The sequence below is a fragment of the Priestia koreensis genome, from assembly GCF_001274935.1.
GTDB classification, from domain to species: Bacteria; Bacillota; Bacilli; order Bacillales; family Bacillaceae_H; genus Bacillus_AG; species Bacillus_AG koreensis.
Window position 1 is genome coordinate 48,231 of record NZ_LILC01000031.1, and the last position, 11,402, is coordinate 59,632.

The window sequence follows — 11,402 nt, forward strand, 5'->3', positions numbered from 1 at the left end:
CTCAGCCCTTTTTTTGTATATTTTTATCGACAGAGGGAGGTTTTATCCAGCTACGGCTGGATGAACCGCTCTTTTTAGCATAGTAAGAATTAGCAGGCTGCGGAAAAAGTCTGAGTTATTCAAGAAATGGACTGCATGTAGCTCATATATGAGAACAACCTGCAGTATTCCATGGTACTTGAAGGTTTCCTAGAAGAGAAAGTCTAGTATGAACAGGAGGATAGCTATGTCTGAAGTTATTTTAGACGTGAATAGTTTATTCTTTCGTTATGAAGAAGAGAAAGAATGGACGCTTAATGATATTTCATTTTCTGCCTTTAAGGGTGAATGGCTCGCAATTGTAGGCCATAATGGCTCTGGTAAATCAACTTTAGCGAAGTTATTGAATGGTTTATTAATGCCTGAGTCCGGCACGATAGAGGTAGGTGGCTTACTTCTTACCGAAGAAACCATATGGGATATCCGTAAGCGAATCGGGATGGTATTTCAGAATCCTGATAACCAATTCGTAGGGGCGACTGTTTTGGACGATATGGCGTTTGGCCTTGAAAACAACGGTGTTCCTGTAGAAACAATGAGGGAGAGAATAGAGGAAGCAATTCAACTTGTGAACATGGAGGCATTCCGTGAGCATGAGCCGCATCATTTATCCGGTGGGCAGAAGCAGCGTGTAGCTATCGCTGGAGTTCTTGCTGTGCAACCCTCAATTATTATCCTCGACGAGGCAACCTCTATGCTAGATCCAAAGGGAAGACAAGAGGTTTTAGAAACGGTAAGAAAGCTAAAGGACGAGCAACAAATTACGGTTATCTCCATTACACATGATTTAAATGAAGTCGCAATGGCAGACCGAGCAATCGTCTTAAACCACGGACAAAAATTCGCAGAAGGTACACCTAGTGAAGTATTCCAATTAGGTCAAACCTTAACGGATATCGGTCTAGATTTACCGTTTTCTATCCAGCTTAGTCAAGTCTTACAAAAATCAAAAATCCCTCTAAAGAACCTTCATTTAACACATGAGGATTTGGTGAATGAACTATGGACATTATATTCAAAAATGTAGCGCATAAATATCAGCCGAATACACCATTTGAACGCATCGCCTTGTACGATCTAGACTTCACTATTCCGTCGGGTAAATTTGTGGCAATTATTGGGCATACTGGATCTGGAAAGTCGACGATTATTCAGCATTTAAATGCTTTATTAAAACCTACGGATGGTTCCATTCAAATTGGTGAACGTACGATTCACGCCAAGAAAAAAGACAAAGATCTCAAAGATATTCGAAAGAGAGTAGGCGTGGTGTTTCAATTTCCAGAGCATCAGCTTTTTGAAGAAACGGTTGAAAAAGATATTTGCTTTGGGCCCACTAACTTCGGTATGCCTTTAGACGAAGCGAAAGCAAAAGCAAAGGAATTAGTCCAGCTAGTAGGTTTACCACTAGAGGTATTAGAGAAGTCTCCGTTTGATTTAAGTGGTGGACAAATGAGACGTGTTGCAATTGCCGGTATTCTAGCAATGGACCCCGAAGTTCTTGTTTTGGACGAACCTACTGCAGGACTTGACCCACGAGGTCGTAAAGAAATTATGGGCCTTGTTACAAGGCTGCATAAAGAAAAGAACCTGACGACTGTCCTGGTTACTCATAGCATGGAGGATGCAGCCTCCTACGCAGATGAAATTGTTGTTATGAATCAAGGTACAATTGTGATGAAGGGTTCGCCGAAAGAAGTATTTAATCGTCAGGATGAATTATCACAGTTTGGATTGGATGTGCCAGAGCCACTAGCGTTTATGATGAAGCTAGAGCAAAAGCTCGGAATTCTACTACCAGACAAAGCCGTCACATTTGATGAGGCAGTGGAGCAAATCAAACGCTTAGCACAAAAGGGTGATCATCATGCTTGATTCAGTTATTATTGGACGCTATGTACCAGGTAATTCTCCTCTGCACAGGATGGACCCTCGTGCTAAACTGCTATTGGTGTTCTTTTTTGTCGTTATTGTCTTTTTAGCAAATAGCACAGCAGGTTACGGACTTTTATTACTTTATACCGCTCTTTTAGTAGCCATGAGTAAAGTACCGCTTTCTTATTTTTTAAAAGGACTCAAACCGGTGGTCTTTATTGCGGTGTTTACGTTCTTAATCCAGATCTTTTTAAACAAGGAAGGCGAGGTCCTCCTAAAATGGGGATGGCTAACCATTTATGAAGAAGGGTTAAGACAAGGTATTTACATCTCGCTGCGCTTTTTCCTTTTAGTTAGTGTTACAACACTCTTAACGCTGACAACAACGCCTATTCAAGTTACGGACGGAATGGAAAGCTTATTGAATCCCCTTAAGAAGGTGCGCTTTCCTGTTCATGAATTAGCGCTGATGATGTCAATCTCACTCCGTTTCATTCCAACATTGCTTGATGAGACCCAAAAAATTATGAAGGCTCAAACGGCCAGAGGAGTAGACATATCTAGCGGCCCGTTTAAGGACCGAATGAAGGCAGTAGTACCTTTGCTTGTCCCGTTGTTTATAAGCGCCTTTAAACGAGCCGAGGAGCTCTCTATTGCAATGGAAGCAAGAGGGTATAAGGGTGGAGAAGGCCGCACAAAGTTTAGACAATTGCAATGGCAGGCGATTGATACCATTATCTTAGTTAGTTTGCTAGTCGTGACGCTATTATTAATCGTTATTCGGTATTTTTAGGTGGAAGGTAATATGAACAGAATAAAATGCACGATCTCATATGATGGAACCTTATTTGCTGGTTTCCAAAGTCAGCCTGATCAACGAACTGTACAGGGAGAAGTAGAAAAGGCTTTAAAACGAATTCACAAGGGCTCAGAGATTAAAATTCAAGCCTCGGGTCGTACGGATGCTACTGTACATGCATATGGACAAGTCATTCATTTTGATAGCCCCCTTGCTATCCCTAGTAGAAATTGGATACAAGCATTAAATTCATCTCTTCCGATGGATGTAGTTGTAAAGGATGTAGAAGCTGTAAGTGAAGGCTTTCATGCCCGCTACGACGTTACTTCGAAGGAATATCGCTATCGCGTCTTGCGATCTAAAGAGCGCGATGTGTTTAGTCGAGCGTATGCATTTCACTATCCGTATTCCTTGAATTACGAAGAGATGAGAGAGTCGCTGCAATATCTGATTGGAACGCATGATTTTACGAGCTTTTGTTCCATGAAGACGGACAAAGAAAATAAGGTCCGCACCATTTATGAGATCGATTTTTTCGAAGAGAATGATGAACTTGTTTTCCGATTTATTGGAAGTGGATTCCTCTACAATATGGTTCGTATTTTAGTCGGTACGTTACTAGAAGTAGGGAGAGGAAAGATCAATTCTCTAGACGTAAAAAAAATTTTAGAACAGAAAAAACGAGAAAATGTTGGAAAAACAGCCCCAGGCCATGGATTGTATCTGTGGAGAGTAACTTATGACAACTAAACCTGGTGTAACATTTTCTTGACATTACCATCACAAAGATATAATATATCCTATGGTATGTATTTTAACCCCACGGTTAGCCCCGGAAATTAATCGTGTTGAAATATAAGGTTGAAATAATGATATTATGAATGAAATTAGGAGGGAAACTCATGCGCACAACTTTCATGGCGAAAGCAAACGAAGTAGAACGAAAATGGTTCGTTGTCGATGCTGAAGGTAAAACTTTAGGTCGTCTTGCAACTGAAGTTGCTACACTTTTACGCGGTAAACATAAACCAACTTACACACCACACGTTGATACTGGTGATCACGTAATTATTCTTAACGCATCTAAAATTGAATTGACTGGTAAAAAATTAACTGACAAAATTTACTACCGTCATACTCAACATCCAGGTGGTTTAAAGCAACGTACAGCATTAGAAATGCGTACTAACTACTCTGAAAAAATGCTTGAACTAGCGATCAAAGGTATGCTTCCAAAAGGTAGCCTAGGTCGTCAAATGTTCAAGAAATTACATGTATACGCTGGTGACACTCATAACCACCAAGCACAAAAACCAGAAGTTTACGAACTTCGCGGATAATTTTAAAGGGAGGTTTTAATCTTGGCACAAGTACAATATTACGGAACTGGCCGTCGTAAGAGTTCTGTTGCTCGTGTACGTCTAGTACCTGGTAACGGTAACATCGTAATCAACGGTCGTGAAATCGAAAAATACATTCCATTCGCTGCATTAAGAGAAGTTGTTAAACAACCATTAGTTGCAACTGAAACAGTAGGTAACTATGACGTACTAGTAAACGTTGATGGTGGTGGATACACTGGTCAAGCTGGTGCTATTCGTCACGGTATCGCTCGTGCTTTATTACAAGCAGATCCTGAATACCGTCCAACTCTAAAACGCGCTGGTCTATTAACTCGTGACGCTCGTATGAAAGAACGTAAAAAATACGGTCTTAAAGGCGCTCGTCGTGCACCTCAGTTCTCAAAACGTTAATTTTGGTGTACAAAAAGACTCTCAACCATTTTGGTTGGGAGTCTTTTTTTTATTTGTTACAGATGGATAATTGATTTTACCCAGTGGTTCCCCTTCTTCTTATACACCGTTCCTGTGACAGAGTGCTTGGTTACTTTAAAAACAGTAAAGTTGAACACTGGATCTGTACAAGGATATTCCTCTTTTGAAACCAGCGGTGCCCCAGCGCCGCCAGATAATATATAAGGAACACCATCTTTTTTCTTAAAGCTATAAGCATGGATATGGTTCACTAAAACAAGTGGAATTTGGTTTGTATGGTGATCAACAACGTTTTTCAAAAAGCGATCGGTTTGCTTCTGATCCATCCCGTGATCCGCCCAGCAGCCGAAGTTCGGAGGAGTATGAAAAGCGATAGCTGTTCGTCCGTATTTGTTTTTGTGAATTTGAGCATCCATAAAGTTTAGTGCGTTATTGGAGAAGCCGTAATGAATTTTTGTTCCATCAGGTTTTAAGCTTGTTACGTTGTTCATCGCTAAGACATTAAACTTGAATTTAGGAATGGAGATGACAAAGCGGGTACTCCCGATGATTTCTCGGAAATTTCGTAAGCTAAACTGGTACTGATTATTTGGTAAATATACTTCGTGATTGCCTGGTAGGGCGAAAAAAGGCACTTTCTTTTTTCGGACTAATGGATGATGCTCTACGATGCTTCTAAATTGCTTCAAGTTAGAGACTGTACCTTGATAAGCTAAATCTCCTCCTTGTAAAACAAAAGCAGGTGTTTCGGAAAGCTTATTAATCTGATCCAAAATATCATCTAACACTTTTTTATTAATAGGGTTTGACGCCGTATTTCTAGAATCTCCTAGGAAGACAAAAGTAAAATGATCTTTATGTGCTAAATGTCTATTAACTGCTTGTAGGTTTTTAAAAGCTAACTCATTTAAAGTGGGCATTTTCTCTCTCCTTTCAGGAAGCCTGTACTATATAATATGAGAGGAAGAATATTTTGCTTGTACGCTTGTCTTTAGGACGGGAGTTTTGGGAGTGGAATTGGGTAATGAAAGAGAGCAAATGGTTGATTATCGAGCACTACAAAGAAACTATCCGGACGGTTAAGGGACTGAGTACCATAAAAGAGATTGCGTGGAAAACGCCCGTTTCATCAGGGAAATGGACAGTAGCTGAGGTAATTGGCCACCTCGTTTACTGGGATGAGTTTGTGGTGGCAAAGAGACTTCCTTATGTAATGAGTGATGAGCCTTTCCCACCAGCTCCTCATGTTGAAGTGTTTAATGAAGAGGCAGTCCAAATGAGTCGTTCTCAAACTCAAGAGGAAGTGATCCAACGGTTTATTCAGACGAGAGAGGAACTAATAGAGGCTATTCAGCATTTCCCTCCGTATGTTTGGGATAGAGAGTATTCCTTTAGAGCTACCTCGTTATTATTGGCAACGTATTTTATGGGATTATTAAAACATGATGAACATCATTTTAACCAGATAAAAGACGTCCTTTATAGTTCGTAATAATTACCACCTTCTTGTTGCTTCCTCTAGCGCATGAGAATACCACATGTGTAGAAAATATGTAAAAAAGGGGGTAGCATCATGAAGGTTAGTCACACCTTGCAGCAAAAAAGAAGAGAAAAGCAGATGTTATACGAACGAAAGGTTTTACGGGAACTCTCTCTTGTGTTGTTGAAAGATCGAGTGAAGCAAAGCTTTTTGCCATTTTTCGTTGGGAAAGACTATAAGGTGTCTACGTTAGAAGACGGCTGTATGGACATCGCAATTGAATCTTTTCTTCTAGGGGCAAGATTTAGTCATTTTGGCTACCGTGGGGAAGAAGAGCGAATGGTGAACGAAAGGTGCTTAGATGAACAGAAACTCTTGACAGATGCCCTATATGAATATGTTACGTTTTGGTCTCCTTTAGGTCAGTTGAGTATGTCTCAAGACGGTATTTATTACACTTGCGAGCAATTTGTATCTGAATGGTGGAGAGATGGATTTGATAAGGGGAAAAAGCGGTATCTGCTTAGACTCAAGTAAAAAATATTCATAAAACCTCCCGTTGTCCCATATAGAGTAAAGAGGTGGGACTGGCTGGAGGGATGAGATGAAAAAGTATAAAATTGCGCTTGTAGCAACAATCGTTCTTATTTTGCTTGGAGTTATGATTCAGCATCAAATTACACAACGAAATTCATGGAAATCATGGAATTTACCACTCAGCGGAAAGATTGTCATTATTGATGCAGGCCACGGTGGTCCAGATGGTGGTGCGGTAGGAGATGAAGTGCTTGAGAAGGACGTAACGCTAAAAATTTCTCTAATGATTCGCGATTATTTGCAAGGACAAGGAGCTCTTGTCATGATGACTCGAGATGATGACTATGACTTGGCTGATGAACAGATTAAGGGGTATGGACGTAGGAAAGTAGAAGATTTGAAAAAGCGCCTAAAGCTCATCAATGAATCAAGTGCTGATATGTATCTTAGCATTCACTTAAATGCTATTCCATCTGCTAAGTGGCGTGGAGCACAAACCTTCTATCATGGATCACTAGAAGAAAATAAGAACTTAGCTAAGTTCATTCAAGCTGAAATAAAAGACAACCTGAAAAATACGGACCGGGATGCAAAACCTATACAAGGGATCTATTTACTGAAGCATGCAAAGGTTCCAGGAGCATTGGTGGAGGTAGGTTTTCTCTCGAACCGTGCGGAACGGGAATTGTTACAAACAAAGAAATATCAGCGTAAAATAGCAGAATCCATCTATGAAGGGGTCAATCGTTATTTAACGGAAGAGACGATTAAGTAAAAAGGAGGATATTTCATCTTCCTTTTTTCATTTATAGGAACCATCTGAGCATTGAATCGTTTTATTAATCTGAATTATGTTATAATGGTAGCGATAACAATAGATTTTTAGGCGGTGGGAGAATGTTAACACAAGAACGAGTACATCAATTATTAGCTTCATTAAACGACCCATTTTTACATAAAAGTTTGGCGGACACAAATGCCATTCGTGAAATAAAGATTAAAGAAGAAAAGCAGCATGTAAGTGTTAAAATTGCTCTAGTGAAAACTGGAACTGGGGAACAAATGAAATTGCAAGGGGAAATTGTGAACCTGTTGAAAGAAGCTGGAGCTGAGACCGTAGGCTTGCGCTTTGAAGAATTATCTCCAGAAGAACTTCAAGAATTTAGAGGGTCGATGACTGATGATAAAACGTCTTCAGGACCATTAGATACACAATACATCGCCATTGCTAGTGGTAAGGGGGGCGTAGGGAAATCGACGGTTTCTGTCAACCTTGCTGTTGCCTTAGCGAAGCTTGGTAAGAAAGTGGGCCTTGTGGATGCAGATATCTACGGATTTAGTGTTCCAGACATGATGGGGATTACACAACGACCGATTGTTCGTGGGGATCGAATTATTCCTGTAGAGCGCTTTGGCGTTAAGGTCATTTCCATGGGCTTCTTCGTGGAAGATAACGCGCCGGTCATTTGGCGTGGTCCGATGCTTGGTAAAATGTTAAATAGCTTCTTCTCTGAAGTAGAATGGGGCGATTTAGACTATTTACTATTAGATCTACCTCCAGGGACAGGAGACGTGGCGTTAGATGTTCACTCTATGCTTCCTTCATGTAAAGAAGTAATTGTTTCAACACCTCATCCAACTGCTGCGTTCGTTGCAGCTAGAGCTGGTGCAATGGCTATCCGTACGGACCATGAAGTTATTGGTGTCGTTGAGAATATGGCATATTTTGAGAGCAAGCTAACAGGTGAGAAGGAATATGTATTCGGAAAAGGTGGTGGCGAAAAGCTAGCCGAAGAATTGCAAACCGAAATTTTAGGCAAGCTTCCGTTACGTCAACCTGATTGGAATGACGATGACTTTGCACCTTCTGTATACGACTCTGACCATCAGTTAGGTCAAATTTATTTGGATATTGCTAAAAAAGTGGTCCAAGCCTGTCAATAACGAAAAAAGAGTATGCTGCGGCATACTCTTTTTGCTAAGTTCCTACGTATTCTTATAAGCGCTGTAATGTTACGTAAATGGATTATGACTATTGGTTTTGCTGTTGCTCTTGGTCTGAACCAGATCCTGATGAGTCATCTTCTTGCTTTTTATTTTCTTTTCCACTGCTCGTATCTGTAGACTGTTGAACAGCTTTTTGAATAATAGCTTCAAGTTTTGCTTTATATAGGGGGCTGTCTAGCGTTTCTACAATGACTTTTTGCATGTTTTTACGAAAGTCTTGGGTCTTCATGGCTTGAGCCATTTGTTTCTGCATTTCAGGATTTTTAAAGACGTCTAGTAATAATGCCTGATAATCAGGATCTTTCATTAATTGCTTTAAAAGATCTTCGTGCTCACTTCGTAAGCTTTTCGCAAACGTTTTAACAAACTGAGGATCATTGAAAGCCTCTTTCCAAAACTCCATGCCCTTTTTTGAAGTAAGGGTTGACTGAATGGTCTGCTTTACCATAGCTTGATCCATAACCAAGGTCTTTTTTATTTGTTCATCTTGTAAGATATTTTCGATAGCTTTCTTGCCTTCATCTGTTTTCAAAATATCTACAATCATTTTCTTTGTTTGGTCGTAATCCATACGGTTGCTGTCATCTTGTTGAGGTGCACATGCATTTAATACAAATGCGCATAAGATTGCATACAGTAGGAGCAGCATTTTCTTTTTCATTTTGATAAGCTCCTTTCAAGAATATGCTTATTTTTAATATGAGGTATTTCTAAAAAATTATGCGCATTTGATCAATCGTCACCTAGATTTTTCAAGTAGGCATTGTTACAATTTAGAAAGCGGTTTATTTTTTCTAAGTGGGGGATGTGGAAGTGAATAGTCGCAATTGGGTTCGGTTGTTTTTATCGACACTATTGATTGGCGCTTTAAGTGCAAGTATTGTGGGGTTTGCAGTAAAATGGGGAGAATATCGCCCGTTTTTTCAATCGTTTAATATAGGAGAAATTTTATCAGCTCTTTTGTGGTTCATCGGTATCGGTCTCATTTTCAGTATTATCAGTCAAATGGGCTTTTTCGCTTATTTAACGATTCATCGCTTTGGGCTAGGAATTTGTCGATCAGTATCGCTGTGGAACTCTGTTCAAGTACTGCTTACTGCTTTCATTTTATTTGATTTGGTGTACTTACAAGTTATTATGGCTTCTTCTACTGAATCTGATGTGTCGCCTTCCCGTTATATTATGGCAGGAATCGTCGTTGTGGCGGGTCTGGTGGTAGCGCTAATAAAAGTAAAGCAGACGAACCAAGCAGCATTTATTCCTGGTTTGTTTTTCATGATTGTGGTAACCATCATTGAGTGGGTTCCTGCCCTACGAGCAAATGATACAGGCTGGTTATACTTAATGCTTTATCCGTTGTTGATTTGTAATGCGTATCAGCTGCTAATTTTACCGAGATTAATTCAAAATTCACAGCGTGAGCGCCGTAATACGTCAGCCCGAATGAAAGCAATGTAAAAACACTCGGCATACGCCGAGTGTTTTTAATGAATTTCACTACTTTTTGATTGGGCATTTGAAATAAGTTGGGAAACACTAATCATCGATAAACCCTCATCCTTAATCTCTTCAATAATCATCGGAAGAGCTTTTTTAGTTTGCTGTGCTGAATCAGAAGCATGCAGCAACACAATATCCCCGCTTCCTACGTCATTGATCACGTTTTGAACAATTTTATCAACACCAGGATTTGTCCAATCCTTAGAATCTACGCTCCAATGGACGATGGTATATCCTTGCTGTTCGGCAATCTTAAGCGTTTCTTTATTAAACTGACCGGATGGTGGACGTAATAATGTAACATCCTTTAGGTTCAAAGACGTAAAGACTTTTTCGGCTTTTGCTAGGTCTTGGCGAACTTTCTGTGCATCAAGGGACGTGTAAGGTTTATAGTCATATCCCATGCTCCCAATCTCATGACCATCTTTTTTAATTCTTTCCACAACATCTGGGTGTCGTTCAGCCCATGAGGCTGAGAGGAAAAAGGTACAGTTTTTAATATGCTCTTCTTTGAGCTTGTCTAGAATTGGGATCGCGTTTTCGTCACCCCAGCTAATATCAAAAGTAAGCGCCACTTTATTAGTGTCATTTTTGCTTTTGGAAACAGCGCGCGGACCATCCTTTGTATTAAATACAGGATTTAAAGAAAAGGTTTGGGAATACAGAAGTAACCCAGCGAAAAAAGCGGCAAACAAAATAATACTAAATTGTTTGATTCGTTTAGCACGCAAGACATAAAAGAAATTCATGGTTTTCTCCCCTTTTGATCAATACTCTTCATATAGAAAAAGCGCTAAGAAGTGTACCTAACAGATTTCTTGGGGTGAGCGTTATTCTCTAGAGAAGTGAAGGTAGTTAGGTTCGTGTAGTTTATTTTTATGCTTGTACGTTTAAAAACATCACCTAATAAATAAGGTGATCAGGTTTAAATGCAAGAAAAAGAAGAAAGGATGTAGAAGAGATAGAAAAAATTGAAACGACGAGGTAGAATCATGAGAGGTTTTCTTTTGAATGATAAAGAACGATACGAGTTAACGGACATATTAGAAAGAGAAATGAATGTTCTTGGCAGCTTATTAATTTTAGAGAAAATGTCCCATCTAAAAAGAAGAGGGATTGAAGAAAAAACATTTCTGATCGAGGCCTTACTAAGAAGATTACAATAAAGACTAAACTTTTTTTAAAAATGTATTGACCTGTGTTTATAAAAGATGGTATATTGTTATACGTCGCTAAGACAACCGAGGAAAACATTACATAAAAAACATTTTTAAAAAAGTGTTGACAATGAAAATGGAACTTGGTAAGATAAGAAAGTCGCTTACGAGCGAGATGAACTTTGAAAACTGAACAAAACAAGCAAAACGTCAACGTTTTAAAAGTAAGACAA

General features: G+C 39.5%; 15 protein-coding genes. 12 read left to right on the top strand and 3 right to left on the bottom strand.

What is annotated here, in order from left to right; translation table 11 throughout:
* The first annotated feature begins 226 nt into the window (after positions 1-226).
* The 6 genes from AMD01_RS20395 to rpsI all read left to right on the top strand — a co-directional run bounded on the left by AMD01_RS20395 (position 227) and on the right by rpsI (position 4,467).
* Positions 227-1,066, top strand: a complete 840-nt coding sequence (locus AMD01_RS20395; RefSeq protein WP_053403306.1) for an energy-coupling factor ABC transporter ATP-binding protein — start codon at positions 227-229, stop codon at positions 1,064-1,066.
* A complete protein-coding gene (locus tag AMD01_RS20400) occupies positions 1,042-1,914 on the top strand; it encodes an energy-coupling factor ABC transporter ATP-binding protein (RefSeq protein WP_053403307.1) in 873 nt (290 codons plus the stop codon). Before AMD01_RS20395 ends, AMD01_RS20400 begins: the two co-directional genes overlap by 25 nt.
* On the top strand, positions 1,907-2,707 hold the full coding sequence (locus AMD01_RS20405) for an energy-coupling factor transporter transmembrane component T family protein (RefSeq protein ID WP_053403308.1): 801 nt from the start codon (positions 1,907-1,909) through the stop codon (positions 2,705-2,707). The genes AMD01_RS20400 and AMD01_RS20405 overlap by 8 nt, the downstream gene beginning before the upstream one ends.
* A 12-nt stretch (positions 2,708-2,719) precedes the next feature.
* Positions 2,720-3,463 (top strand): tRNA pseudouridine(38-40) synthase TruA, encoded by a 744-nt coding sequence (gene truA, locus AMD01_RS20410; protein ID WP_053403309.1) that lies wholly within the window; start codon positions 2,720-2,722, stop codon positions 3,461-3,463.
* A gap of 152 nt (positions 3,464-3,615) precedes the next feature.
* Positions 3,616-4,053, top strand: coding sequence for a 50S ribosomal protein L13 (rplM, locus tag AMD01_RS20415; RefSeq protein ID WP_053403310.1), 438 nt, complete (start codon positions 3,616-3,618; stop codon positions 4,051-4,053).
* 21 nt (positions 4,054-4,074) lie between these two features.
* Entirely contained in the window at positions 4,075-4,467 is a 393-nt protein-coding gene (gene rpsI, locus AMD01_RS20420) for a 30S ribosomal protein S9 (protein WP_053403311.1), read from the top strand.
* Positions 4,468-4,523: 56 nt separating this feature from the next.
* On the opposite strand, the gene AMD01_RS20425 is transcribed toward rpsI, so the two are convergent.
* Positions 4,524-5,408, bottom strand: coding sequence for a metallophosphoesterase family protein (locus AMD01_RS20425; RefSeq protein ID WP_053403312.1), 885 nt, complete (start codon positions 5,406-5,408; stop codon positions 4,524-4,526).
* Positions 5,409-5,461: 53 nt separating this feature from the next.
* Here AMD01_RS20425 and AMD01_RS20430 point away from each other — a divergent pair, with 53 nt between their 5' ends.
* From AMD01_RS20430 to AMD01_RS20445, 4 genes are all read left to right on the top strand, one after another.
* Entirely contained in the window at positions 5,462-5,980 is a 519-nt protein-coding gene (locus AMD01_RS20430; RefSeq protein WP_053403313.1) for a DinB family protein, read from the top strand.
* A gap of 81 nt (positions 5,981-6,061) precedes the next feature.
* A complete protein-coding gene (locus AMD01_RS20435) occupies positions 6,062-6,505 on the top strand; it encodes a DUF2521 family protein (protein WP_053403314.1) in 444 nt (147 codons plus the stop codon).
* 67 nt (positions 6,506-6,572) lie between these two features.
* A complete protein-coding gene (gene cwlD, locus AMD01_RS20440; protein ID WP_053403315.1) occupies positions 6,573-7,280 on the top strand; it encodes an N-acetylmuramoyl-L-alanine amidase CwlD in 708 nt (235 codons plus the stop codon).
* A gap of 122 nt (positions 7,281-7,402) precedes the next feature.
* Positions 7,403-8,449, top strand: coding sequence for an Mrp/NBP35 family ATP-binding protein (locus AMD01_RS20445; RefSeq protein WP_053403316.1), 1,047 nt, complete (start codon positions 7,403-7,405; stop codon positions 8,447-8,449).
* Positions 8,450-8,537: 88 nt separating this feature from the next.
* Here the strand turns inward: AMD01_RS20445 and gerD are convergent, their stop codons facing one another.
* Positions 8,538-9,173 (bottom strand): spore germination lipoprotein GerD, encoded by a 636-nt coding sequence (gene gerD, locus AMD01_RS20450; protein ID WP_053403317.1) that lies wholly within the window; start codon positions 9,171-9,173, stop codon positions 8,538-8,540.
* A gap of 152 nt (positions 9,174-9,325) precedes the next feature.
* Here gerD and AMD01_RS20455 point away from each other — a divergent pair, with 152 nt between their 5' ends.
* A complete protein-coding gene (locus tag AMD01_RS20455; RefSeq protein ID WP_053403318.1) occupies positions 9,326-9,970 on the top strand; it encodes a KinB-signaling pathway activation protein in 645 nt (214 codons plus the stop codon).
* Positions 9,971-9,996: 26 nt separating this feature from the next.
* Here AMD01_RS20455 and pdaB read toward each other — a convergent pair whose 3' ends face one another.
* The gene (pdaB, locus tag AMD01_RS20460) at positions 9,997-10,761 is read right to left on the bottom strand and encodes a polysaccharide deacetylase family sporulation protein PdaB (protein WP_053403319.1); all 765 of its coding nucleotides are present in this window, start codon (positions 10,759-10,761) and stop codon (positions 9,997-9,999) included.
* A 243-nt stretch (positions 10,762-11,004) separates the two neighbouring features.
* On the opposite strand from pdaB, the gene AMD01_RS24305 reads away from it, so the two are divergent.
* Positions 11,005-11,178: a hypothetical protein gene (locus AMD01_RS24305; protein WP_157052804.1), complete on the top strand. Its 174-nt coding sequence runs from the start codon at positions 11,005-11,007 to the stop codon at positions 11,176-11,178.
* Positions 11,179-11,402: the final 224 nt, after the last annotated feature.